Origin of the sequence: Streptomyces sp. NBC_00663 (assembly GCF_036226885.1) — a bacterium.
Classification (GTDB): domain Bacteria; phylum Actinomycetota; class Actinomycetes; order Streptomycetales; family Streptomycetaceae; genus Streptomyces.
On the sequence record NZ_CP109027.1, the window covers coordinates 1,778,163 to 1,802,995 of the forward strand.

Consider the following 24,833-nt stretch of genomic DNA (forward strand, 5'->3'; position numbering starts at 1 on the left):
ATCGCCCCGGGCGTACGTCAGCCACGCATCGCGTCGAGCCTGCGCCGGGCCGGTCCGAGGGCGCGGCCCCTGCCCAGCACGCCGGCCCAGGGATTGGTGCGGGCCTGGTCGACGGCGTCCTCGATGGTCCAGCGGCGGGCGTCGAGGCCCGGGTCGTCCAGCTGGGTCCAGGACAGCGGGGTGGCCACGGGGGCGCCGGGCCTGGCGCGGACCGTGTAGGGAGCGACCACGGTCTGGGCGTAGGCGTTGCGCTGGATGTCGAGGTAGAGGCGGTCGCCGCGGTCCTTCTTGCGGGCGGCCGTGGTGAACCGGTCGGGGTGCCCGGCGACGAGGAGGTCGGCGACGTCCCTCGCGAACGCGCGCACCTCGTCGAAGTCGTCGTGGCCGTCGACCGGGACGACGACGTGCAGTCCCCGCGAGCCGGTGGTCATCACCGCGGACGGCAGCTTCAGCTCGTCGAGCAGCTCCGCCAGCAGCCAGGCCGCCGTATGCACGGGGGCGAAGTCGTCGCCCGAGGGGTCGAGGTCGAAGACCATCCGGTCGGGCCGCGTCAGGCGTCCGACCCGGGACAGCCAGCGGTGCAGGGTCACACATGCCTGGTCGGCGAGGTGCAGGAGGGTGGCGGAGTCGTCGCACACGGTGTGGCGGACGGTGCCGCCCTCCTTGGGCACCTCGACGCGGGTGATCCAGTCCGGATAGCTCTCCGGGGTGTTCTTCTGCATGAACCGGGGGCCGTCGACACCGTCCGGGTGCCGTTCCAGCATCAGGGGGCGGCCGCGCAGGTGCGGCAGCATGAAGGGGGCGACGGCCCGGTAGTAGTCGGCGAGCTCGCCCTTGGTGTACTCCTTCGTCTCCCCGCTCCCCGGGAAGAGCACCTTGCCGGGCCGGTGCACCTCGACCGTGCGGCGTCCGGCCCGCACCTTCCGCACCTCGTCGGTCACCGCACGATCGCCTCTTCCACCAGCAGCTTTCCGGCCGCCGCGATGCCGGCGGCGTCGATACCGACGAGGTGGAGCTGCTCCTCGGGGGACGCCGAGCCGGGCATCGTCCGCACACCGAGACGCACGAGCCGCGGCACGGGCCGTCCGTCCAGGAACGCGTCCAGGACGGCGTCACCGAGGCCGCCCTCCTCGTGGTGGTCCTCGACCGTCATCAGACAGCCGGTCTCCTCGGCGGCCCGGCGCAGGGTGAGCCGGTCGACGGGCTTGACGGAGTACAGGTCGACGACCCGGATCCGGATGCCGTCCGCCGCGAGGGTGTCGGCGGCGGCCAGCGCCTCGTGCACGGTCACGCCCGCGGCGACGACCGTCAGCCGGTCCTGGTCCGAGGAGCGCAGCACCTTGCTGCCGCCGACCGGGAACTCCTCGTCGGAGTTGTAGATCACCGGGCTCTTCCCGCGCGAGGTGCGCAGATACCGGATGCCGTCGAGCCCGGCCATGGCCGCGACGAGCTGCGCGGTCTGGTTCGCGTCGCACGGGTACAGCACGGTCGAGCCGTGCACGGCCCGCATCATCGCCAGGTCCTCAAGGCCCATCTGCGAGGGCCCGTCCTGCCCGATGGCGACCCCGGCGTGCGACCCGACGAGGTTGATCCCGGCGCCGCTGATGGACGCCATGCGGACGAAGTCGTGGGCCCGGGTGAGGAAGGCGGCGAAGGTGGCGGCGTACGGCACGAAGCCGCGCGCGGCCAGTCCCACCGCGGCGGCGACCATCTGCTGTTCGGCGATGTAGCACTCGAAGTAGCGGTCGGGATGTTCCTTGGCGAAGAGCTCGGCGCGCGTGGAGTCACCGACCTCGCCGTCCAGCGCCACGACATCACCGCGGGCGGTGCCAAGGGCGGCGAGGGCGTGCCCGTAGGCGTCGCGCGTGGCGATCTCCTCCCCGAGGTCCCAGGTGGGCAGGTCGAGGTGTCCGGCGCGTACGGCGTGCAGCATGCGGGCGGCGGGCGGCTCGTGCACACGGACCCGCAGGTCGCGGGGGCCGCCGAGTTCGGCGATCGCCTCCTCGGCGTCGGGCAGCGGCTTGCCGTGGAGTCCCTCGCGGTCCTGGACGGCCTCGACGCCCTTGCCCTTGAGGGTGCGGGCGAGGATCACGGTGGGCTGTCCGGTGGTGGACAGGGCCTCGCCGTATGCCCGGTCGACGGCGTCCACGTCGTGGCCGTCCACCTCCACGGTGTGCCAGCCGAAGGCCTGGAAGCGGCGGGCGTAGGCGTCCAGGTCGTGGCCGTGCCGGGTGGGGCCGCGCTGGCCGAGCCGGTTGACGTCGACGATCGCGGTGAGGTTGTCGAGGTGTTCGTGGGCGGCGTGCTCGGCGGCCTCCCACACCGAGCCCTCGGCGAGTTCGCTGTCGCCGCACAGCACCCACACCCGGTATCCGGCGCGCTCCAGCCGCTTGCCGGCCAGCGCGATGCCGACGCCGACCGGCAGCCCCTGTCCGAGCGACCCGGTGGCGGTCTCCACCCACGGCAGCCGCCGCGGCGTGGGGTGTCCTTCCAGCCGGCTGCCCGACTCCCGGAAGGTGAGCAGCTCGTCGTCGTCGAGGGCGCCGACGGCCTTGTAGGCGGCGTACAGCAGCGGTGAGGCGTGTCCCTTGGAGAGGACGAAGCGGTCGTTGCCGGGGTGGGCGGGGCGGTCGAAGTCATAGCGGAGGTGATGGGCGAGGAGTACGGCCATCAGGTCGGCGGCGGACATCGACGACGTCGGATGCCCCGACCCCGCGGCATCGGCCGCGCGCACACTGTCGACGCGCAACTGCTGACCCAGGTCGGTGAGTTCGGCGGACTTCATGAGTCTCCTTCCGCGGGGGTTTCGGAACGACGGTCGGGCATGTCGGCGCGCTTGACCGGGCCGGGGGCCTCGGTGTGCGCGTCGCCGGCCCGGCTCTCGGCGGCTTCACCACCAGGCTGATTCGCGGCCGGCTCACCACCAGGCTGATTCGCGGCCGGCTCACCACCAGGCTGATTCGCGGCCGGCTCACCGCCAGGCTGATTCGCGGCCGGCTCGCCACCGGGCTGATTCGCGGCCGGCTCACCGCCAGGCTGGTTCTTGGCCGGCTCGCCACCGGGCTGGTTCTTGGCCGGTTCACCACCGGGCTGATTCGCGGCCGGCTCACCACCAGGCTGATTCGCAGCCGGCTCACCACCAGGCTGATTCCTGGCCGGCCCACCACCAGGCTGATTCCTGGCCGGCCCACCACCAGGCTGATTCCTGGCCGGCCCACCACCAGGCTGATTCCTGGCCGGCTCACCACCAGGCTGATTCCTGGCCGGCTCACCACCAGGCTGATTCCTGGCCGGCTCACCACCGGGCTGGTTCCTGGCCGGCTCGCCACCGGGCTGGTTCTGGGCGGGTTCACCGCCGGGCCGGGTCTTCTCCGGTTCGGCGGCGGCGCGGCCCTGTGCCGGTCCGCCGCCCGTCCGGCCCTTCATGGGCTCCGCTGCTGCGTTCACTGTCTCGCTCCTCTTCTCCGGTCCCCCCGGCACCCGCGCCAGCTCCGGCGACGCCGTGTCCAGCGGGACCGACCAGGAGCGGACGAGTCCCAACTGGACGGTCTGGCGCGGCAGTACGGAATCCAGCAGCCAGTCGGCGGCGACCCGGACCCGGTTGCCGGGCATCGCCGCGAGGTGGTAGCCGCGGGTGACGAGTCCCGCGAGCGGCCCGGGCAGGGGCACGCCCAGCGGATTGGCCGCGGCCTTCGCGCCACCCAGGTCGACGACGAAGCCCAGGTCGCGATGGCGATAGGCGCGCCGCGTGCCGATGCCGAGCGAGGCGGCGACATTGCGGGCCGCGACGTCCCCGTGCCGCCAGGCGTGCTGCGCGGTCATCGGCGTGAAGGAACCAGGTGTGTTCAGGTCGGGCACGGCGGCCGCGTCCCCGCACGCGAACACCTCGGGCCGACCCGGCACCTGGAGGTACGGATCCACGATCAGCCGCCCCCGCTCCAGGGGTTGCCCGACCCCTTCGACAAGCGGATCGGGCCGTACGCCGACGCACCACACCAGCGTCCGCGTGTCCACGAACTCCCCGTCGCTCAGCAGGACCCCGCCGTGCGTGGCCTCCTTCACGGAGGTGCCCGTCCGGACGTCGACGCCGCGCTCGCGCAGCACCCGGTCGGCGGTGCGGGAGAGCCGTTCGTCCATCTCGGGCAGGACCCGCGGCGCGATGTCCAGGAGTATCCAGCGCGGCCGTACGCCGTCGCGCGGCGGCTGCCTGCGGGCCTGGGCGTCGGTGTACATCTGCCCGTGCGCGGCGACCTCGGTACCGGTGTAGCCGGCGCCGACCACCACGAAGGTGCGGCGGGCGGCGCAGCTCTTCGGGTCGTCGGCCGCGGCGGCGAGCTCCATCTGCCGGGTGACGTGATCGCGCAGGTACAGCGCCTCGGGCAGCCCGCGGAATCCGTGCGCGTGCTCGGCGACGCCGGGGATCGGCAGCAGTTTGTTGACGCTGCCGACGGCGATGACCAGCCGGTCGTAGGGCAGGACGCCGCTGACGCCCTCGGGGTCCGTGTACCGCACGGCGCGTTCGTCGAGGTCGATCCCGTCGGCCTCGCCGAGCACCAGCCGGACCCGGGGCAGGGTGCCGGAGAGGGAGACGGTGACCCGGCGTGGTTCCAGGAGTCCGGCGGCGACCTGGGGCAGCAGGGGCAGGTACAGGAAGTAGTCGGTCGGGTTCAGCAGGGTGATCTCGGCCTGGTGCCGGGTGAGCCGGGACAGCGTGCGGGCCGTCCGGTACCCGGCGAAACCGGCGCCGACGATCACGATGCGGGGTCGACTCACAGCGCGCCTCCGGGGCTGTCGCGTACCTCGGGAGCCTTCCGCGTCCCCCTGGCCAGGGTGACCAAACGTGCGCCGGTTTCTGTCGTCGCCGCCGGGTACCCGGAGCGTGCCCTCGTACAGCTGTCGTTGGAGGTCCCCCATGCCCGAGTACGGCTACTTCCTGTCCTGCGAGGAGTTCGGTCCCGCGGATCTCGTCGAGCAGGCACGCATGGCCGAGCAGGCCGGTTTCCGCGCTCTGTGGATCTCCGACCACTACCACCCGTGGAACGACGCGCAGGGCCAGAGCCCGTTCGTCTGGTCGGTGCTCGGAGCGCTCTCGGAGGCGGTGTCGCTGCCGGTGGAGACGGCGGTGACCTGCCCGACCGTACGCACGCATCCCGCGGTGATCGCCCAGGCCGCGGCGACCACGGCGGTCATGACCGAGGGCCGTTTCCGGCTCGGCGTGGGCAGCGGCGAGGCCCTCAACGAGCACATCGTGGGCCATGTCTGGCCGCCGGCGAGCGTACGCCTGGAGATGCTGGAGGAGTCGATCCAGATCATGCGCCGGCTGTTCACCGGCGAGGAGGTCAGCCACCACGGCACCCACTACACGGTGGAGAACGCCCGCCTCTACACGGTCCCCGACGAGCCCGTGCCCATCGACATCTCGGGCTTCGGCCCGGCGGCGACCGCGCTGGCGGCCCGGGTGGGCGACGGCTACATCACGATGATGCCGGAGGAGTCGATGGTGGAGCAGTTCCGCAAGGGCGGCGGGGGCGCGAAGCTCGTGAGCGGCGGGACGAAGGTCTGCTACGGCACGGACCGCGACGAGGCGGTACGCACCGTGCACCGTCTGTGGGCCAACCAGTTCCTGCCGGGCGAGCTGGCCCAGGTGCTGCCCTCGCCGAGCCACTTCGAGCAGGCGCAGACGCTGGTCACCGAGGACATGGTGCGCGACAAGGCGGTGTGCGGCGACGACGTCGACGAGCATGTGGCGGCCCTGTCGGCCTTCGCCGACGCGGGCTTCGACCGGGTCTACGTCAACCAGATCGGCCCCGACCAGCGCGGCTTCTTCGACTTCTACCGTACGAAGGTGCTGCCGCAGCTCCAGCAGGACTGACGATGAGGCTGCATCGTCCGGCGGTCTCGGTCTACACCGTGCCGACCGACGCACCCGAGGCCGACGGCACGCTGAGCTGGGACTCGACCACGATCGTGATCACCGAGGTGACGGCGGGCGACGCGACGGGCACCGGCTGGACGTACGGCCCGCAGGCGGTCGGCGACTTCCTGCGCGAGCACCTCGCCCCGCTGGTCGAGGACCGCAGTGCGCTGGACATCCCAGCGACCCATGAGGTCATGTGCCGGTCGGTGCGCAACGCGGGCCGCCAGGGCATCGCCGCGTGCGCGATCTCGGCCCTCGACATCGCGCTGTGGGACCTGAAGGCCCGCCTCCTGGAACTCCCTCTCGCCCACCTCCTGGGCACCGTCCGCGAACGGGTCCCGGTGTACGGCAGCGGCGGCTTCACGACGTACGACGACCGGCACCTGGCGGCCCAGTTGGGCGGCTGGGTGCATGGGCAGCAGATCCCGCGCGTGAAGATCAAGATCGGCGAGAGCTGGGGCCGTTCGGTCCCCCGGGATCTCGCCCGCGTCCGCGCGGCCCGTCAGGTCATCGGCTCCCAGGCCGAGTTGTACGTCGACGCGAACGGCGCGTACACCCGTAAGCAGGCGGTCCGCGTCGGCGGAACGCTCGCCGAGCTGGGCGTGGGCTGGTTCGAGGAGCCGGTGTCCTCGGACGATCTGCCGGGTCTCAGGCTGGTCCGGGACGCGCTCGCGTGTGACGTGACGGCGGGCGAGTACGGCTACGACCTGCCCTACTTCGCCCGCATGATCTCCGCCGGCGCGGTCGACTGCCTCCAGATCGACGCGACCCGTTGCGGCGGCCTCACGGAGTTCCTCCGGGCGGCGTCCCTCGCCCAGGCCCACGGCCTGGACGTCTCCACCCACTGCGCCCCGCACGCCCACGCGGCGGCCGCCGCGTCCCTGCCCAACCTGCGCCACATGGAGTGGTTCCACGACCACGTCCGCATCGAGGACATGCTCTTCGACGGAGCCCTGGACCCGACGGGCGGCACGATCCGCCCCACGGCGGGCATCGGCCACGGCCTGACCCTACGGGCGGAGGACGCACGGGAGTTCAGGGTGGCGTGACGGTGAACTCAGCGACGCCGACGCCACCGTGACGACGTACTCACCGACGCCGACGCCACACGGACCGGGCCGTCAGTGCCCCCGCGCCCATCACGAGCGCGGCCCCCGCCCGCCCCCGGTTGCGCGAGAGCCACTCCTGCTTGCTGGCCGGCAGTGACTCCTCGTCGAACCGCCCGTGCGCCCCGAAGTCCTGTCCATGGGGCCCGTCGGCAGGGCTCCACAGGTTGCCCACCCCGCCCTGAGCCGAGCCGTCCTGCTGTGCCTCGAAGGCGTTGCGTGCCAGGTACCGGTCCAGCAGGCCCGGGGCCACCGCGTTGGCCAGCAGCGTCGCCACCGTCGAGCCCCCGACCCAGTACTCCCGCCGCCGCCCGTGGGACGCGGCGTGCACGATCGCTCGTGCCGCCACTTCCGGCTGGTACACCGGTGCGACGGGCCGGGCCCGTCCCGGCATCCGGCTCAACACCCAGTCGAACTGGGGGGTGTTGACGGCGGGGAGCTGCACCATCGTGGTACGGACGCCGCTGCCGGCGTGCAACAGCTCGCAGCGCAGCGACTCGTTGAACCCCTGGATGGCGTGCTTCGCCCCGCAGTACGCGGACTGCAACGGGATCCCGCGGTACGCGAGCGCCGAACCGACCTGCACCACCGTCCCCCGGTCGCGGGGCAGCATGTGCCGCAGCGCCGCCCGGGTGCCGAACACACAGCCCAGATACGTCACTTCGGTCACCCGCCGGAACTCGTCCGCGGTGACCTCGGTGAACGGGGCGAAGACCCCGGCGAAGGCGTTGTTGACCCAGACGTCCACGCCGCCGAACGTGTCGGCGACCTTCTGCGCCGCGTCGTCGACGGCCTTGGCGTCGGACATGTCGACGGGGACGACGAGCGCCTCACCGCCGGCCCGCTGCACCTCGTCCGCCGCCGCGGCGAGTCCTTCGCGGCCCCGGGCCAGCAGGGCGACCCGGTCGCCCCGGGCGGCGAAGGCCAGGGCCGTGGCCCGTCCCACGCCGCCGCTGGCGCCGGTCACCACCACGACCCTGCCGTGCCGGGAGAGCGCGCCCCAAGGCCGCACCACGCCGCATCACGCCCGGTGGTGCGGCTGCTCGGGGTCGATGTCGTCGGGCCGCGGTGCCGCGCCGGGTGCCCCGGCCGCCGGCGTACCCGCACCGGGTGCGCCGGTCGCCCCGCCGACGCCACCGGGCGCGACGGGCGGCATCGGCGGATACGGCATGCCGAGCCCGCTCGGCGGCGCGCCGGGGGCCGTACCGCCCACGACCCGGTCACGGCCCGTGGCGAGTTCGGCCTCATGCTCCGACGTGGGTCGGGCCGCTGACGGCCGGGCCATGCCTCGCAGCACGAACGCGACGACACCGAGGACGGCCGCGGTGATCAGCGCCGCGGACCAGTCGGGCAGGCCGAGGGCGAGGGCCAGCCCCAGCGTGAGGGCCAGGGCCGCGCCCGCGTACAGGGCGACCGCGCCGGACGCGGCGTACAGCATGGCCGTGCGGCGCTGCTTGCGAGTCTGTTCGCGCAGTTCGTCGCGCACGGTCTCGCGCGCCACCTGCGCCAGCTCGTCGACGAGATGCTTGTCCAGGTGTTCCAGATGATCCAAGCGGTCCATGGCCGCCGGGTACCCGCACACCCGTACGCATAACGCGACCCGCCCGGGCCGCCGGCTCCCCATGGCCGGGGCGAGGAGATCACGTGAAACGATCTCCTCGCCCCGGCCGCCCCAACTAGGCTCGTCCGCATGGACATTCTGGGAGCCACGCTGCGCGTCTGCGTCGACGACCTGGAGACCGCGGTCCCCTTCTACGAACGCCTGGCGGGCGGCACCGCCCTGCGCTTCGAGCGCGGCGGCGTCCAGGTCGCCGCCGTCGGCTGCTTCCTCCTGATGAGCGGCCCCGCGGCGGAACTGGACATCCTCCGCAAGGTCGCGGCCACCATCGCCGTCAAGGACGTCGACGAAGCCCACCGGGTCCTGACCGAGCTGGGCGCGCGCATCATCGCGGGCCCGGTCGGCACACCGGCGGGCCGCAACCTGATCGCGATGCATCCGGACGGGGCGGTGTACGAGTACGTGGACCGGGGCGCGTAGTCACCGCATGCGGAAGTCGTAGCGCGCCGGGATCGGCTCGTCGCTGATCCGTTCCCACAGGCGCCCCACCGCCTCCGCGCCCTCCCGCAGGTCCGCGACCTCGAACCCCTCGTCGTAGACGGCGCGCGCCTCGTCCCGCCGTCCCTCGGCGAGCAGCAGCCCGGCCTCGATCAGCCGGAACCGCCCGCGGGCCCGGGTCGCGGGGTGCAGCCGCTCCCACACGGCCCGCGCCGCAGCCGTGCGCCGCACCGCGAGCAGCGCCTCGATCGCCTCGCGCCCCAGCGCGGCCGTGGCGGCGGTCCACCGCTCCCCCGCGTCCCGCCGCTCCCGGCACAGGTCGTCGAAGGCCTCGGCGTACCGGTCGGCGGCCCGCTCATGGTCGCCGATCTCCCGGTCGGCGACCGCGAGACAGCGCAGCAAGGGCCAGACGGACGGGGCGAGTGCGAGGGCCCGCTCCCAACTGCGCACCGCCTGTGCCCGGTCCCCGGCGTGCCACTGGGCGATGCCGAGGTGGTACTCGGTGTGCGGGGTGGCGGGCGCGGTCTCCAGCATGTCCCGCCACTGCGGGGCGACCAGCGTCTCGCCGGGCGGCCGCACCCGTCGCGGCTCCGGCAGCGCGCCGACCCGCAGCAGCCGCGACCACGGCTCCTGCTCCTCGCCGAGGGTGGTCTCGTCGAAGGGGGTGCCGGGCAGCTTCCAGTCGGCGCGCAGCACTTCGAGCGCGCCCCAGCCGGAACCGCCGGCGAGGATCTCGCCGGGTTCGGTGTCGGCGCACGGCTTCCAGCGGGCGTACGCGGCCTCGACGTCGGCACGCGGCAGCACGGCCTCCAGCCGCGCCTCCACCTCGTCGACCACGGGCGTGCAGCTCAGCGGCCCGTACGCCTCCAGCCACGCCACCTCGCTCTCCCCGTCCAGCCGCACATGCTCCAACTGGGTACGGGCCAGCCCCGCCTGGATCTCGCAGTAGCCGCCGGTGCCGGGCTCGGTCAGCCACTCCTGCCAGCGCCGCCCGCCCCGCCCCGCGCCCCAGATGAACAGCTTGCGCCCGCGCAGCACGTCGGTGGACGTCTGCACCAGCCCGTTCCCGTCGTCGTCGAGGGCGGCGATCCAGCGGCGGCGCTCTTCGGGGAGTTCGTAGAAGTAGTCGGCGGCGTACGGGTGTTGTCGTATCTCCTCGTACGACGGGACGGGTACCCGGCGCAGCCGGCGTTCGTACCCGAAGTGCCACGCCTCCTCCGCGGGAGCGAGCACCCGGCGCTCTTCCGGCACCGCGATGTTGGACCACCAGTAGGTCGGCACCGGCCGCTCGTGCGGATTGCGGACGCGGACCCCGACGTACAGGAAGTCGGAGTCCTCCGGCAGCCAGAGGTCGACCTGGAAGGGCAGGTCGCGCAGCCGTTCCCACTCCCACAGCCGCAGCATCTCGCCGCCGTCGGGGGCGGCGACCCGGGCGGCGTGCAAGGGCGCGCAGGCGAGGGTGGTGTGGCCGGTGGCACCGATGTTCCACTCGATGCCACCGGAGAACCAGGCGCCGTTGAGGGCGAAGTCGGCGGGCTGGAACACCGGGTTGCGGTAAAGGAGTTCACGGCCGGTCGACTTGTGGACGAGGGAGGCGATCCGGCCGCCGAGACCGGGCAGCACGGTGGCCCGCAGCCGGTCGTTCTCGATGACGAGCGTGTCGATCGCGCGCGGCTCACGCGCCCGCTCGTAGCCGTCCCGGACGCGCACGGGCAGCAGGCTGCGCAGCGGCTCGTACCCGATCTGCCGGGCCATCTCCCGCGGCAGTCCGTCCCGGTCCTCGACCCGGTGCAGCTCGTCCAGGGGCCGCAGCGGAGGCAGCGGGTTGTCGGGCCCCAACTCCGCTGCGGGCAGCGTCAGTACGTCACGTCGGATCGTCGTCACGATCACCATGGAAGCCGCTCCCCCGGGAGCTGAACAGGGGCGCTACCGGTCAGGATTGGGCAAAGGCGGACACGACGATGTCGGCGAGGAGGGCGCCCGCCGTGCCGTCCGGGTCGAGATCGGGGTCGTAGATGGTGACGTTGAGGCCGACGCAGTGCGCGGAAGCCAGCAACGGCCGGAGCAGGGAGATGAGTTCGTCCGGCATCAGCCCCTCCGCGTCCGGACTGTCCACCGCCGGCATCACGGACGGATCGAGGACATCGGCGTCCAAGTGGACCCAGAACCCGTCCAGTTCGGGAATCCCGAAGGCCTCGACGGTGGCCCGCGCCAACGCCTGCGCACCCCACTCCCGGATGTCGCCGACGGTGACGACCGGGATCTTCAGGGCGGCGAGTTCGGCGCGGTCGTCCTCGAACGCGTCCCGGTTGCCGAAGAGCCGTACGTCCTCGTCCCGCAGATAAGGCCTGAGCCCCTCCAGGTTCGTGAGGTCGTCCTGTCCGCGCCCGGTGCCGAGGGCCACCTCCTCGCCGCCCGCCGCCCCGACGCGGTCGGAGTTGCCGGGGTGCCGGAAGTCGGCGGAGGCGTCCACCGCGACCAGCCCGTAGCGGCCCAGCCGGCGCAGCGCGAGGGAGGCACCGAGCTGGATCGAGCAGTCACCGCCGAGCACCACCGGGAACTCCCCGGCCCGCACATGCCGCTCGACCCGGTCGGCGAGCTTCACGGTGTAGGCCGCCAGAGCGGCCGCGTTGAACACCCCGTCACCCTCCTGCCAGTCACCCCGGTCGTAGCGCGGCGGCACCACCACACCGCCCTCCAGCGCGCCCAGCCTCTGTACGATCCGCTGCTCGCGCAGGGCCCCGGCAAGCTTGTAGCAGCCGGGGACGGCACCGGGGGCGGGCGGGCGCAGCCCGAGGTTGGAGGGGGCGTCCAGGACCACACGGGTACGCATCGGCGCCGTCACCCCGCTTTCCGGGTCATCTCGGTGGTGATGGCCCACCGCTCGTGGTCCCGCCAGGCCCCGTCGATGTAGAGCATGTGCGGCGAGTAGCCCTCAAGACGGAAGCCGCAGGAGCGGGCGAGGGCGATGGAGGCGGCGTTGGCGGGCTGCACGTTGATCTCCAGCCGGTGCAGCCGCATCCCGCCGAAGGCGTACCGCACGACGAGCCCGAGCCCCTCCCGCATCAGCCCGCGCCCGGCGGCATGGGCGAAGGCCCCGTACCCGAGCGCCCCGCTGAGGAAGGCGCCCTCGACGATGTTGTTGATGTTGATGTACCCGGCGATGGCCCCGTCGCCCTGCTCGTCGCCCTGCTCGCCGGCCTTCTCGCACACCAGGAACCCGACCTTGGTCGGGTCCTCGATCAGCCGCCGCGCGAAGGCCGCGAACCCGCTCGCGCTGTCCGGCGGGAACAGCCACGGCTGATGCAGCTCCTTGCTCTCCCGGGCCCGGGCCGTGAACTCGGCACCGTCCTCGTACGTGATGTGGCGTATCCCCACGCGAGGACCCTCGACAAGGAAACGGGATGAGGTGTGCGGCATCCCGTCACCCTACGACGGGCTAGCTTCGGCGCTTCATGAAATAGGCCCCGCACAGCGCCCCGATGACGCCCGTGGCCAGCAGGGCCGTCCACAGCGGCATGGTCACCTCGGGGATCAGCAGTCTGATCTTGGTCTGGCCGGTGTTCTCGAAGATGAAGATCAGGGCGAGGACGGCGAGCAGCAGGACGACGATCCTCGCGGGCGTCACCGCACTGCTCTTGCCGCCGGCGCCACTGCCGCTCGCGGAGGTCTTCGGGCTCATGCGACCAGGGTGGTCCCGGAGCCCGGCACACGCGCGCGGGGCGCCGCCCCTCGGGTGACCGGGGCGGGGCTAGCCGCCCACCACCGGCAGCTCCAGCGCCCCCGGCTGCCCCGGCCCGCTCACCACCGTCACCGGCTTGATCCCCCGGTTCCCGAAGTAGGCGTCGTCACTCGCCGCGACCACGAACCGCAGCCGGTGCCCCTTCTCGTACCGGTGGACGATCCCCGGCAGCGTCACGGTGAAGCTCCGGGTGACGTCCGGCACCCGGACCGGTGCGACCAGCCGGTGCACCAGCGTCTGGGTGCCGTCGGGCGCGACGTCGTAGAGCTTGGCGAACAGGACGAGCTTGTCGGCGGCGTTCCCGGAGTTCTGCGTCCGCTCGGCCTTGGGCGAGACGACCTTGAGCGTGGCCTTCGGCGCGCCCACGACGTCGGTGGTGCGGGCGAGCGGCTCGCTGGTCCAGCCGAGGTAGGTGCCCTGGGTGTCGTAGGGCGCCGGGTCGGGCAGTCCGACGATCCCGGCCAGCGAGCTCTCGGAGTGGCTGGTCGGGACGAGCCCGTTGGTGTACGTCCGGCTGCCGCGCGTCACCTTGCCGCGGTTGTCGACGAGCTTGCCGTCGCCGGACAGGTACAGCTTCTGGCTGAGCACGGGGAGGCTGCCGGCGGTGGCGTAGGTACCGTTCGGGTCGGTGATCCAGTCGCGGTAGTAGGCGAAGGCCGGGCCGGTGTCGGTGCCCTTCTGCTTGCGCAGATAGCGGTCGAACCAGGCGAGGACGCGCTTGCCGACGTAGCTGGACTCCAGGTTGCCCTGGCTCAGGTCGAGTTCACCGGCGGCCTGGCCCCCGCTGTGGCCCCAGGACTGCCAGATCATCTTGGTGGTCGTGCCCTGCGCCTTGAGTTTCTTGTACGTCGCGGTCGCCTCGTTGAGGTTGAAGAGGCTGTCGGCCTGGCCCTGGACGAGGAGCGTGGGCGCCGTCACGCGGTCGAGGTAGGTGACCGGGGAGACGCTGCGGGCGTAGGAGAGCAGGTCGGCGGTCTCGGCGGCGGGGTAGCTGTCGGAGTTGAGGGTGCGGACGGTGTCGCAGGCGTCGGTGACGAAGTGCAGACAGCCGAGGGAGTTGATGCGGGACGGGTCCAGGTTCACCGTGGTCAGGGGCTGGCTCTCGCCGATGAGGTAGAAGCCGTTGGTCCACTGCCACTTGAAGGCGCCGGGCACCTCGCGCGCGGCGTTGTTCGGGTCCAGGGCGTACGCCAGGTCGTTCCAGGTGATCATCGGCACGAGCGCGTCCACCCGGTGGTCGACGGCGGCCGTCGCCAGTTGGACGGCGCCGCCGTAGGAGCCGCCGATCATGCCGACGCGCGGGTCGCCCTTGCCGTCGAGGGTGACGAAGTCGGCCTTGGTGCCGTCGTCGGCGGCCCGTTTCCCGGCGAGGAAGTCGATGAGCCGGGAGGCGGCGCGGCCGTCGATGGCCGGGTCGTCGAGCGAGATCAGACAGCCGGAGTCGCCGAAGCCGAGGCCCGAGTAGACGAGTGAGACATAGCCGCGCTCCGCGAAGGCCTTGCCGATCATGTCGGTGGAGCCGTCGGACTTGCTGCCGCCGAAGCCGTTGGTGGCGAGCACGGCGGGCGCCCGGTCGACACCGGTGGGACGGTACAGATCGGCGTCGATCGTGCACGCGCGACCGCCCGTCTGGACGGTGAACTTCAGGGCGGTGACGGTGTATTGGCCTGTGGCGGGGGCGGCTGTGGCGAGTGTGGCACCGAGCAGGAGAGCGAGCGGAACGCTGTAGCCGAGCACACGACGGGACACGAGACCTCCACGCTGAGGACAACCCGACCTACCAACCGGTACGTACCGGCCGGTAGTCATGGTGTGACACGTGTCAGGCGCGGTCAATCACCGAGACGAGGGTTTCTTGACGGAGATTCAGTGGAGAGCGGGCTCCATCAGGGTCAACGTGCCGCTGTCCGCGTCGAGTTCGGCCGCCACTCCGAACGGGATCGTCAACGCCCCGTCACAGTGGCCGAACCCGAACTCCTCCACGACCGGCACGCCGAGCCCGCCGAGCCGGTCGACGAGCAGCGCCCGCACCCGCTCATAGGGGTCACAGTCCTGCCAGGACCCGAGCAGCACCCCCCGCACCCCGTCCAGCCAGCCCGCGCGCAGGAGTTGGGTGACATAGCGGTCGATGCGGTACGTCTCCTCCCCCACGTCCTCCAGACACAGCAGCCCGCCGCGCGCGGAGGGCCGGGCGTGCGGGGTGCCCAGGTCGGCGGCGAGCAGACAGAGACACCCGCCCAGCGTGACGCCCCGGGCCCGGCCGGACACCAGCGGTGTGCCGCCGGAGGCGATCGTGCGGACCGTCTCCGGGGCGAACAGGGTGGCCTTCAGATGGTCCTGGGCCCGGGCGTTCTTGATGAAGTCGACCCCGGCCGCCATCGGCCCGTACAGCGTGGCGAGGCCGAGCCGGGTGGCGAACGCCTCGTGCAGCACGGTGATGTCGCTGAAGCCGACGAACACCTTGGGCCCGGCCGCCCGCATGGCGTCCCAGTCGAGCAGGTCGATCATCCGCTGGACGCCGTAGCCGCCGCGGGCGCACAGCACCGCGTCCACGGCCGGGTCGCACCAGGCGGCCTGGAGGTCGGCGGCGCGGTCCGCGTCGGTGCCCGCGAGGTAGGTGAACTCGCCGTGCCGGTCCAGCACATGGGGTGCCACCACCGGGTCGAGGTCCCAGCCGCGCAGCACGTCGAGCCCGGCCTGCAACCGCTCCTCGGGCACCGGACCGCTGGGCGCGACGACGGCGACCCGAGCGCCGGGGGCGAGGCGGGACGGCCGGACGAGTTCTGTCACTTGCTGAGCTCCAGGGTCGGGATGCCGGGCGGGTTGAGCACGAAGACCTGTGCGTAGAGGGAGAGTTCAGCCTCCAGGGCCCTGATCATGGTGTCCGCGCGCCGGAAGCCGTGTCCCTCCCCCTCGAAGGCGAGGTAGGCGTGCGGCACCCGGCGCCCCTCCATCCGGGCCAGGAACCGCTCGCACTGGGCGGGCGGGCAGATCACGTCGTCCAGGCCCTGGAGCAGCAGGAAGGGCGCGGTGATCCGGTCGGCGTGCTCGGTGGGCGAGCGTTCCGCGTAGCGTGCGGGCGCCTCGGCGAGCGGTCCGACGAGCGTCTCCAGGTACTGCGACTCGAAGTCGTGGGTCTCCCCCTCGGCCCAGCCGGCCAGGTCGAGGATGGGGTAGACGATGGTGCCGCAGGCGTAGACGTCGGTCGCGGTGAGCGAGGCTGCCGCGGTCCAGCCGCCGGCGCTGCCGCCGCGGATCGCCAGCCGGTCCCGGTCGGCGGTGCCCTCGTCGGCGAGGGCGAGCGCGACGGCCGCGCAGTCCTCGACGTCGACGACGCCCCACTGCTCGCGCAGCCGGTTGCGGTACTCCCGGCCGTGCCCGGTCGAGCCGCCGTAGTTGACCTCGGCGACGCCGATGCCACGGGAGGTGAAGTAGGCGATGGACAGGTCGAGGACGAGGGGCGCCCTGCTGGTCGGACCGCCGTGCGCCCACACCACGTACGGCGGAAGCCGGTCGCCGGGGGCGACACAACCGGGGTGGTGGGGCGGGTAGATGTGGGCGTGGATCTCGCGTCCGGCGGGCCCGGTGAAGGTGCGGATCTGCGGCTCGGGGTAGTACGCGGGGTCCACGGAGTCGTCGTGGCAGGCGCCGATCACCCTCGCGCGGCCGGTGCGGGTGTCCAGCTCCACCACCTCGTGGGCGCTGCGCGGACTGGCCCCGACGGCGACCACCCGCTCGCCGTGCACCGCGAGGGTGGGCGCGAACTCGGTCCAGGGGCCCGCGGCGTCGACGACCTCGGCGGTCTCCGGGTCCAGTATCCCGAGCGCGGTGGCGCCCCGGCCGTGGACGACGGCGATCAGCCCGCTCTCCAGCGGCGCGAACCAGCGCTGCCCCAGTTTCCACAGCGGCCCGCCGAACTCCTCCTCCCGCGGGCACAGTGGCTGGCCGTCGCGGTAGAGGTTCCACCAGCCGGTGCGGTCGCTCGCGTACAGCAGGGCCCCGTCGTGGGACCAGTCGACCTGGGCGATGGATTCGTCGGGTCCGCCGGCGACCGTGCGGGCGGCTTGCAGGGTGCCGTCCTCCCGTGTCTGGGCCAGGATCAGCTCCGTGCCGTCCCAGGGCATCCGCGGATGGTCCCAGCCGAGCCAGGCCACGTGCCGCCCGTCGGGTGAGATCCGCGGTCCGGTGACGAACCGGTGCCGGGCGTCGGTCAGTTCCCGTACGGCGTCCCGGTCCTGGGCGGCCGAGCCGTCCAGCGGCACGGCGGCGAGGACTCGGCGGAGGTCGGTGGGCCCGTCGCCGGTGAACTCCTCCAGGACGCACCACACTTCGCCCCGGTCGGGGCGCAGCACCGGGTCCGCCCAGCGCAGTCCGCCGCCCACCGGGGAGACGGGGGTGAGCGGACGCGGGTCGCCGCCGGTCTCGTACCGGTACAGGCGCTGGTCGGCGAAGTTCACGAAGACGACGAGGGGTCGGCCGTCCTGAACGACACCGGCCCAGGGCTGACCGCCGTACTCGATGACCCGGCTGCGGACGTTCCACGGCGCCGGGAGCACCGACTCCTCGCCGCCGTCGGCGTGGCGTCGCACCAGCGTGCGTCGGCCGCCCTCGGTGGGCCGTGGCTCGGTCCACCACGCCTCGTCGCCGACGAAGCCCACCCACTCGGGGTGCCCGTCGTGCGCGGCGGCGAGGGCCGCGTCGATGGGCGAGGGCCACGATCCGAAGGGCAAGGTCTGCACGTCGTCCCCCATGTGCCTAGGCGGTGCGCAGGAACCGGTCGAGGACGCGGACGCCGAAGTGCAGCGCCTCGACCGGGACCCGCTCGTCCACGCCGTGGAAGAGAGCCTGGTAGTCGAAGCCCTCGGGGAGCTTCAGCGGCGCGAATCCGTAGCCGGTGATGCCGAGGCGCGAGAACTGCTTGGCGTCGGTGCCGCCGGACATGCAGTACGGCACCACATGTCCTTCCGGTGCGAACTCCTCGACGGCCGCCCGCATGAGGGCGTACGTGGGTGAGTCCAGCGGTGCCTGGAGCGCGACCTCGCGGTGGTGGAACTCCCACTCGACGTCCGGTCCGGTCAGTTGGTCGAGGGTCGTGCGGAACTCGTCCTCGCCGCCCGGCAGATACCGTCCGTCGACATACGCGACGGCCTCCCCGGGAATCACGTTGAGCTTGTAACCGGCGTCCAGCATGGTCGGGTTGGCGCTGTTGCGCACGGTCGGCTCGACCAGCTTGGCGGCCGGTCCCAGCTTGTCCAGCAGGGTGTCCACGTCGGTGAGGTCGGGCTCGATGCCGTACAGGACGGCGAGTTCGGTGAGGGCGGCCCGTACGGTCGGGGTGAGCCGCAGCGGCCACTCGTGCTCTCCGATGCGGGTGACCGCTGCGGCCAGCCGGGTGACCGCGTTCTCCCGGTTCACCTTGGAGCCGTGTCCGGCCCGGCCGCGCGCGGTGAGCTTCAGCCAGCCCGTGCCGCGCTCACCGGCCGCGATGGGGTAGATCTGGCGCCCGGCGCCGTCGTGGAAGGTGAACGCCCCCGACTCGCTGACGCCCTCGGTGCAGCCCTCGAACAGCCCGGGATGCCGGTCGGCGAGGAACCCGGAGCCGTCCTCGGCGCTGGCCTCCTCGTCGGCGGTGAACGCGATCACGACGTCCCGCCGGGGCCGTACGCCCGCACGGGCCCAGGACCGGACCACGGCGAGGATCATCGCGTCCATGTTCTTCATGTCGACGGCGCCCCGGCCCCACACCACCCCGTCGCGGATCTCCCCGGAGAACGGGTGCACGCTCCAGTCCCCGGCCTCGGCCGGCACCACGTCCAGATGACCGTGGACGAGCAGCGCGTCCGCCGACGGGTCGGTGCCCTCGATCCGGGCGACGACGTTCGTACGGCCCTTGGCGCGTTCCAGCAGCACCGGTTCCAGGCCCGCCCCGGCGAGCCGCTCCGCCGCGTACTCGGCGGCCGGGCGCTCCTGGCAGTCGCCTCCGCCCCGGTTGGTGGTGTCGATGCGGATCAGGTCGGACGTGAACGTCACGACCTCGTCCAGCGCCTGCCCGTCAGCCATACTGCTCCTCCACCGCGGCCGAGACGATCGTGGTGACCGCCTTGAAGGCACGAATTCCCTCGTACATGGTGGCGCTGGTGTACGCCACCTTCCGCTCGCCGATCCGCCCCACGCCCGGCACGACGGTCGCCGCCTGGGCCAGATGCTCGGCGTCGAACTCCAGCGCGATCGTGAACGGCCCCGCGTCGACCGGTTCATGACGCACCGCCAGGGCCGCCGCCTCCTTGGCCGCCGCGCGGATGTCGGCGGCGGTCCTGGCCGGCGTACGGCACACGGCGGCGTACCGCGACACATGGTCCTTGACCGCGACCTTCAGCGCCCCGGGCGCGTACCCGAGCGCGTCCTCGCAGGCCACGTCGTCACCGGTGACCAGGACCACGGGTACCCCGTACTCGGCGACCACGCGCGCGTTGAGCAGTCCTTCACTGGCCCGTTCGTCGTTCACCCACACACCGGTGATGGAGTTGGCGAGATAGGTGTGCGCGAGGACGCCCTCCATGCCGGCGCCCGCGTGGTAGCCGACGAAGGCGATGCCGTCCACGTCCCCGTGCTGCACGCCCTCGACCATGGACAGCGCCTTGTGCCGTCCGGTGAGCATCTCGGCGCGGTCGTCGAGGTGCTCCAGGAGCAGGTTGCGCATGGTCCAGTGCGCCTCGTTGATCAGCACCTCGTCGGCGCCGCCGTCGAAGAAGCCCAGCACGGCGGCGTTCACGTCCGAGGTGAACATCGCCCGGCACCGCTCCCACTGAGGTGTCCCCGGCAGCACGTCGGCCGGCCAGGTCACACCGGTGGCGCCCTCCATGTCGGCGCTGATGAGGATCTTCATGGTGCTTCACGTTACGCGCCGCCTGTGCCTCAGGTCACCGTCCACACCCGCCTGATCTCTGTGGCGGCGGACCGGGCGGGGACGCAGAATCGATCCCGGAACAGCAGTTGAACCAAGGCAGGACCGATGGAAGAGGGACGACCGATGGTCGAGCAGGACGAACACTACGACGTCGTGGTTCTCGGGGCGGGGCCCGGTGGTTATGTCGCCGCCGTCCGGGCCGCCCAGCTGGGCAAGCGGGTCGCGGTCGTCGAGGAGAAGTACTGGGGCGGCGTCTGTCTGAACGTGGGCTGCATCCCCACCAAGGCCCTGCTGCGCAACGCCGAGCTGGCGCACCTCTTCACCCATGAGGCGAAGACCTTCGGCATCAAGGTCGACGGCCAGGTCTCCTTCGACTACGGCGAGGCCTTCCGCCGCAGCCGCAAGGTCGCGGACGGCCGGGTCAAGGGCGTCCACTACCTGATGAAGAAGAACAAGATCACCGAGGTGGACGGCCGCGGCACTTTCCTCGACCCGCACACCCTCCAGGTCACCAACTACGAGGGCAACACGCGGACCATCGGCTTCGAGCACTGCATCATCGCCACCGGCGCCACCCCCAAGCTGCTGCCCGGCACCAAGCGCAGCGCGCGCGTGGTGACCTTCGAGGAGCAGATCCTGGCCGACGACCTCCCGCAGTCCATCGTCGTCGCGGGCGCCGGCGCCATCGGCATCGAGTTCGCCTACGTCCTGCACAACTACGGGGTGAAGGTCACGATCGTCGAGTTCCTCGACCGCATGGCACCTCTGGAGGACGCCGAGGTCTCCGCCGAGCTCGCCCGCCAGTACCGCAAGCTGGGCATCGACGTCCTCACCTCCACCCGCGTCGACGCCATCGACGAGTCCGGCCCCCAGGTGCGCGTCACCGTCACCGGCAAGGACGGCGCGCAGCAGGTCCTGGAGGCCGACAAGGTGCTCCAGGCCATCGGCTTCGCCCCGAACATCTCCGGCTACGGCCTGGAGAACACCGGCGTCGCCCTCACCGAGCGCGGCGCGATCGACGTCGACGGCCGCTGCCGCACCTCCGTGCCGCACCTGTACGCCATCGGTGACGTCACCGCCAAGCTGATGCTCGCGCACACCGCCGAGGCCATGGGCATCATCGCCGCCGAGACCCTCGCCGACGCGGAGACCATGGAGCTCGACTACGCCATGATCCCGCGGGCCACCTTCTGCCAGCCCCAGATCGCCAGCTTCGGCTACACCGAGGCCCAGGCCCGTGAACTGGGCTACGACGTCAAGGTCGCCAAGTTCCCGTTCACCGCGAACGGCAAATCCCACGGCCTCGGTGACACCACCGGCTTCGTCAAGCTCATCAGCGACGCCAAGTACGGCGAGCTGATCGGCGGCCATCTGATCGGCCCCGACGTCACCGAGTTGCTGCCCGAACTGACGCTGGCCCAGCAGTGGGACCTCACCGTCCACGAGGTCGCCCGCAATGTGCACGCGCATCCGACGCTGAGCGAGGCCGTCAAGGAGGCCGTGCACGGACTGGCCGGCCACATGATCAACATGTGAGCCGGCCGGCCCGTCAAGCGTCCTCGTCAGGCCGTCCGGCCCACCACCTGCCACGTCGAGGGCAGTTCGATCCGGGCTCCGTCGGCCGTGTACTCCGTTGTGGTGAGCGGCAGTTCGCCGCTCGCCAGGACGGTGAGGCCGGCCGCCCGCAGATACTCCGGGACCGCCGCGTCGGAGACCTCGCCGGGCGCGATGCCGTGGCGGAAGATCGGGGCCAGCTTGGGCGGCGGCCCCGAGGCGCTCTGGGCCAGGCCCATCAGCACCGGCTTGGCGGACTCGGAGAGCTCGACGAGGAAGGCCCGGCCGCGCTCGCCGAGGAGTGCGGCAAGGGCGTCGACGAAGGGCTGCCGGTCGTCGGGCTCGCACTGGTGCAGCACGCCCCGCACATAGACGTTGGCGTCGCCGAGTTCCGCGTGCAGCGACTCCGCCTCGCCCTTCTCGGCGGCGTCGAGCACCCGGTAGCCGGCCTGTCCCGCGGGGTCGGCGTGCCGGGCGTGCTCGACGGCGGCCTCGGACAGGTCGACGCCGAGGACATGCGGGAAGCGGTCGGCGAGGAAGCGGGTCTGGGTTCCGTTGCCGCAGCCCAGGTCGACCAGGGGCAGCCCGGGGTCGGTCAACTGGGGTTCGAACAGGGCGAGATGGAGGCCGACCGTGAGCGCGGGCTCCGCGTCCCAGAACACCGCCCCCGGTTCCTCGGGGGCTTCCCGCCAGAAGCCCTCCCAGGCCTCCCGGTACCGACTCGTCACGCTCATGCCCAACTCCCCAGGATGCGAAGGCGGCCCGCCGCGCCTGACGGGCCAGTACGGTTTATCGCGCCCTGGTCACGGCGACAAGCGCCGAGCGCATTCCTTCACCCCTCGTACGAGCTGTGTACGCCCCCGGGCGCCCCGCGCGCCCCGGAAGGTCGTCACCGTCGCGGCAACGTCAGTTCGAACCAGACGGTCTTGCCCGCGCTGGTCCGGCTCGTGCCCCACTCCCGTGCCAGGGTGCTGACGATCCGCAGCCCGCGCCCGAACTCGTCGCCGGGACCGGCGTTGAGCAGCGTCGGCAGCTCGTGGTCGTCGTCGTCCACCTCGCACAGCAGTGTCTCGCCGCGCACCAGACGCAGCACGAGGGGGCGGCTGTGCGAGTGCCGTACGGCGTTGGTGACGAGCTCGCTCACCATGAGTTCGGTGGTGTCGGCCAGCCGCCCGATTCCCCACTCGTGCAGTTGTTCCCGCACGGTGGCCCGCGCCCGGCGGACCTCGATCGGGTCGAGGGCGAGCCGCCACTCGGCGACGTCCTTCGGCTCGATGCCGTTGAGCCGGGCCATCAGGAGGGCGACGTCGTCCTTGCGGCCGCCGCGCGTGTTGAGGGCGCGGATGATGGTGTCGCAGGCGTCGTCCATCGACGCGGCCGGGTGGGCGGCGGACTCGCACAGCGTGGCCAGTCCCACGCCGATGTCCTCGCCGCGCACCTCGACCAGTCCGTCGGTGCACATCACGAGCCGGTCGCCGGGCCGCACCGGCACCCGTACCGCCTCGAAAGGCACTCCGCCGACGCCGATGGGCGCGCCCGTGGGCAGGTCGAGGAGCTCGCTGCGGCCGTCGTCGGCGTGCACGATCACCGGCGGGATGTGGCCCGCGTTGGCGATCTGCACCTCGCCGGCGATCGGGTCGTACACGGCGTACAGACAGGTCGCCAGGTAGGTGTCGCCGAGCCGCTGGGCGAGGTCGTCGAGGTTGCGCAGCAACTGGGCGGGCGGCAGGTCCATGGCGGCCATGGTCTGCACGGCCGTACGCAACTGGCCCATCATCGCGGCCGAGTTGAGGCCGTGCCCCATGACGTCGCCGACGACGAGGGCGGTCCGGGCACCCGGCAGCTTCACGGAGTCGAACCAGTCGCCGCCGACACGTCCGAGCAGGGTGCCGGGCAGATAGCGGGTGGCGATGTCGCAGCCCGCCATGCGCGGCGGGATGTGCGGCAGCATGCTGTCCTGGAGGGTCTCGGCCACGCTCTCCTGGTAGGTGTACATGCGGGCGTTGTCGAGCACGAGGCCCGCGCGGGCGGCGAGTTCGGCGCCGGTGACCCGGTCCATGTCGTTGAACTCGACGCGCTCCGGGTGCCGCAGCAGGATCATGAAGCCGAGGACCACATTGCGGGCCTTGAGGGGTACGACGAGCATGGAGCGGCCGGTGATCAGCGGCCGGATGTCGCGCTTCTCGAACTGCGAGGCGATCATGTGCCCCATCTGCTCGCTGATGCGCGGCACCAGGACGGGCTGGCCGCTGGTCATGCACTGGAAGAACGGCGTGTGCGCGGGGAACGGCATGGCCTCGCCGACCGGCACGACGTCGTCCCAGCGGCCGGGTTCGTCGGTGTGCTCCAGGGCGACCCGGTGCCACATGGTGGTGGTGTCCGGCACGCCCTCGGGGAACCCCTCGCCGGCGACGACCTGTTCCCGCAGATAGGTGCCGGCGACATCGGTGAAGCGGGGCACGACGGCGCGGCTGACCTCGACGATGGTGCGCGACAGGTCGAGGGATGTGCCGATGCGCCCGCTGACCTCGTTGAGGAACTCCAGGCGCTCGCGCACGGCCGCGTACTCGAGGTCCTCGCCGTCGTCCTCCTCGATGTCCCGCGGGAGGGCCGACCCGTCGGCCGCGGCGCGTGCGGCCCGCTCCCGGCGCGCCTTGCGCTCGGTGCGCCGCGGGACCCCCCAGTCGGGGGTGACGGGCACCCGGTCGTTCTGGCTGAACTCCAGGACGGGATAGCCCAGTTCCAGAATCTGGGCGACGATCCGGGCGCCTTCCTCGACGCTCATGCTGGGCAGGATCTCGGGGAGCCGGCGGGCCAGTTCCTCGGCGCCGGGGAAGTCGGTGTGCAGGGCGAAGGCCGGGGCGATGCGTTCGACGGCCATCAGGTCGTCGGGGTCGTCGGACTTCAGGGCGTCCGCGTCGGCGGCCAGCACCAGCAGCCGCTCGTCTCCGGGGCCGATCAGGGGGTACGCCCACCACAGCACGTCGACCCGGCCCTGCTCGGCGACCGTGAGCCGGGCGCGGCCAGCGGCCGGGTAGAAGAGCCTGCCGTCGAGGGAGGACTCCAGATCGGGTCCGAGCCCGTCGTAGTCGGCGTACGCCCCGTAGGGCACGGTGTCTTCCTCGTCGGGCAGGGCTCCGGAGACCGGCAGCAGGTCGACCGCGGGGCGGCCGAGCGCCTCCTCCTTGGCGGCGCCGAACAGCCGTCGGGCACCGCGGCTCCAGTGGGACACCAGGCCGCCGCGGTCCACCACGACCACGGCCAGCGGAATGCGACCGGCCGCGGCGGTCTCCACCGCTCCGATCCCAGCTCCGCGGCTGGGAGGCGTGTCCCTCTCACTGCCACGGTCCATGGCCCAGGCCCTCTCTCCCACGGCTCCGCAAAGATCTGTGCCGACCGTTCCACCGTACGGCTGCGGCAGGTGGTGATGTGCGGCAATACGGGAATTGCCCCCGGCGGACCGGACACCGCGCGCCCCCCGCGCGCCCGCCCCGGACGGAAAGCGCCGGTTGGGGGCGCCGTGGGGTTACTGACGGGTTATCAACCCTGGC

At 72.3% G+C, this 24,833-nt stretch carries 20 protein-coding genes; 4 read left to right on the forward strand and 16 right to left on the reverse strand.

All coding sequences use genetic code 11. The features are described from left to right. Nucleotides 1-17 precede the first annotated feature (17 nt). Genes ligD through OG866_RS08130 form a run of 3 tightly spaced genes read right to left on the reverse strand, consistent with a single transcriptional unit; the run spans nt 18 to nt 4,773 of the window. Nucleotides 18-941 carry a non-homologous end-joining DNA ligase gene (gene ligD / locus OG866_RS08120; RefSeq protein WP_329332854.1) on the reverse strand — a complete coding sequence of 308 codons (924 nt, stop codon included), beginning with the start codon at nt 939-941 and terminating at the stop codon, nt 18-20. Beyond that, nucleotides 938-2,785 carry a transketolase gene (locus OG866_RS08125; RefSeq protein ID WP_329332855.1) on the reverse strand — a complete coding sequence of 616 codons (1,848 nt, stop codon included), beginning with the start codon at nt 2,783-2,785 and terminating at the stop codon, nt 938-940. Before OG866_RS08125 ends, ligD begins: the two co-directional genes overlap by 4 nt. Further along, nucleotides 2,782-4,773 carry an FAD-dependent oxidoreductase gene (locus OG866_RS08130; RefSeq protein WP_329332856.1) on the reverse strand — a complete coding sequence of 664 codons (1,992 nt, stop codon included), beginning with the start codon at nt 4,771-4,773 and terminating at the stop codon, nt 2,782-2,784. Before OG866_RS08130 ends, OG866_RS08125 begins: the two co-directional genes overlap by 4 nt. Nucleotides 4,774-4,912: 139 nt before the next feature. On the opposite strand from OG866_RS08130, the gene OG866_RS08135 reads away from it, so the two are divergent. Both OG866_RS08135 and OG866_RS08140 read left to right on the forward strand, forming a co-directional pair. After that, the gene (locus OG866_RS08135) at nt 4,913-5,872 is read left to right on the forward strand and encodes an LLM class F420-dependent oxidoreductase (protein WP_329332858.1); all 960 of its coding nucleotides are present in this window, start codon (nt 4,913-4,915) and stop codon (nt 5,870-5,872) included. A 2-nt stretch (nt 5,873-5,874) separates the two neighbouring features. After that, nucleotides 5,875-6,966 (forward strand): enolase C-terminal domain-like protein, encoded by a 1,092-nt coding sequence (locus OG866_RS08140; RefSeq protein ID WP_329332860.1) that lies wholly within the window; start codon nt 5,875-5,877, stop codon nt 6,964-6,966. A gap of 40 nt (nt 6,967-7,006) precedes the next feature. Here OG866_RS08140 and OG866_RS08145 read toward each other — a convergent pair whose 3' ends face one another. Beyond that, complete coding sequence (locus tag OG866_RS08145) at nt 7,007-8,038, reverse strand: SDR family oxidoreductase (protein WP_443063503.1); 1,032 nt, start codon at nt 8,036-8,038, stop codon at nt 7,007-7,009. A gap of 6 nt (nt 8,039-8,044) precedes the next feature. Beyond that, entirely contained in the window at nt 8,045-8,584 is a 540-nt protein-coding gene (locus OG866_RS08150; protein ID WP_329332861.1) for a phage holin family protein, read from the reverse strand. Between the two features lie 129 nt (nt 8,585-8,713). On the opposite strand from OG866_RS08150, the gene OG866_RS08155 reads away from it, so the two are divergent. Continuing rightward, on the forward strand, nt 8,714-9,061 hold the full coding sequence (locus OG866_RS08155; RefSeq protein ID WP_329332862.1) for a VOC family protein: 348 nt from the start codon (nt 8,714-8,716) through the stop codon (nt 9,059-9,061). Here the strand turns inward: OG866_RS08155 and OG866_RS08160 are convergent, their stop codons facing one another. From OG866_RS08160 to OG866_RS08200, 9 genes are all read right to left on the reverse strand, one after another. Beyond that, nucleotides 9,062-10,972, reverse strand: coding sequence for a DUF5107 domain-containing protein (locus tag OG866_RS08160; RefSeq protein ID WP_329332864.1), 1,911 nt, complete (start codon nt 10,970-10,972; stop codon nt 9,062-9,064). A gap of 40 nt (nt 10,973-11,012) precedes the next feature. After that, a complete protein-coding gene (locus OG866_RS08165; protein ID WP_329332866.1) occupies nt 11,013-11,912 on the reverse strand; it encodes an arginase family protein in 900 nt (299 codons plus the stop codon). An 8-nt stretch (nt 11,913-11,920) separates the two neighbouring features. Next, nucleotides 11,921-12,499: a GNAT family N-acetyltransferase gene (locus OG866_RS08170; RefSeq protein WP_329332867.1), complete on the reverse strand. Its 579-nt coding sequence runs from the start codon at nt 12,497-12,499 to the stop codon at nt 11,921-11,923. A 19-nt stretch (nt 12,500-12,518) separates the two neighbouring features. Beyond that, nucleotides 12,519-12,761: a LapA family protein gene (locus tag OG866_RS08175; protein WP_329332869.1), complete on the reverse strand. Its 243-nt coding sequence runs from the start codon at nt 12,759-12,761 to the stop codon at nt 12,519-12,521. A 69-nt stretch (nt 12,762-12,830) separates the two neighbouring features. Then, nucleotides 12,831-14,630: a CocE/NonD family hydrolase gene (locus tag OG866_RS08180; protein ID WP_443063504.1), complete on the reverse strand. Its 1,800-nt coding sequence runs from the start codon at nt 14,628-14,630 to the stop codon at nt 12,831-12,833. 57 nt (nt 14,631-14,687) lie between these two features. Then, nucleotides 14,688-15,611, reverse strand: a complete 924-nt coding sequence (locus tag OG866_RS08185; protein WP_329332873.1) for a S66 peptidase family protein — start codon at nt 15,609-15,611, stop codon at nt 14,688-14,690. Then, nucleotides 15,608-17,572: a dipeptidyl-peptidase 5 gene (locus OG866_RS08190; RefSeq protein WP_329332875.1), complete on the reverse strand. Its 1,965-nt coding sequence runs from the start codon at nt 17,570-17,572 to the stop codon at nt 15,608-15,610. Before OG866_RS08190 ends, OG866_RS08185 begins: the two co-directional genes overlap by 4 nt. 4 nt (nt 17,573-17,576) lie before the next feature. Then, entirely contained in the window at nt 17,577-18,881 is a 1,305-nt protein-coding gene (locus OG866_RS08195; RefSeq protein WP_329332877.1) for a M20/M25/M40 family metallo-hydrolase, read from the reverse strand. After that, the gene (locus OG866_RS08200; RefSeq protein WP_329332879.1) at nt 18,874-19,707 is read right to left on the reverse strand and encodes a M55 family metallopeptidase; all 834 of its coding nucleotides are present in this window, start codon (nt 19,705-19,707) and stop codon (nt 18,874-18,876) included. The genes OG866_RS08195 and OG866_RS08200 overlap by 8 nt, the downstream gene beginning before the upstream one ends. 144 nt (nt 19,708-19,851) lie before the next feature. Here OG866_RS08200 and lpdA point away from each other — a divergent pair, with 144 nt between their 5' ends. Further along, nucleotides 19,852-21,264, forward strand: a complete 1,413-nt coding sequence (gene lpdA / locus OG866_RS08205; protein ID WP_329343984.1) for a dihydrolipoyl dehydrogenase — start codon at nt 19,852-19,854, stop codon at nt 21,262-21,264. 26 nt (nt 21,265-21,290) lie between these two features. Here the strand turns inward: lpdA and OG866_RS08210 are convergent, their stop codons facing one another. Both OG866_RS08210 and OG866_RS08215 read right to left on the reverse strand, forming a co-directional pair. Further along, nucleotides 21,291-22,016 carry a class I SAM-dependent methyltransferase gene (locus tag OG866_RS08210; RefSeq protein WP_329332881.1) on the reverse strand — a complete coding sequence of 242 codons (726 nt, stop codon included), beginning with the start codon at nt 22,014-22,016 and terminating at the stop codon, nt 21,291-21,293. Nucleotides 22,017-22,171: 155 nt separating this feature from the next. Next, the gene (locus OG866_RS08215) at nt 22,172-24,634 is read right to left on the reverse strand and encodes an ATP-binding SpoIIE family protein phosphatase (RefSeq protein WP_329332883.1); all 2,463 of its coding nucleotides are present in this window, start codon (nt 24,632-24,634) and stop codon (nt 22,172-22,174) included. Nucleotides 24,635-24,833 lie beyond the last annotated feature (199 nt).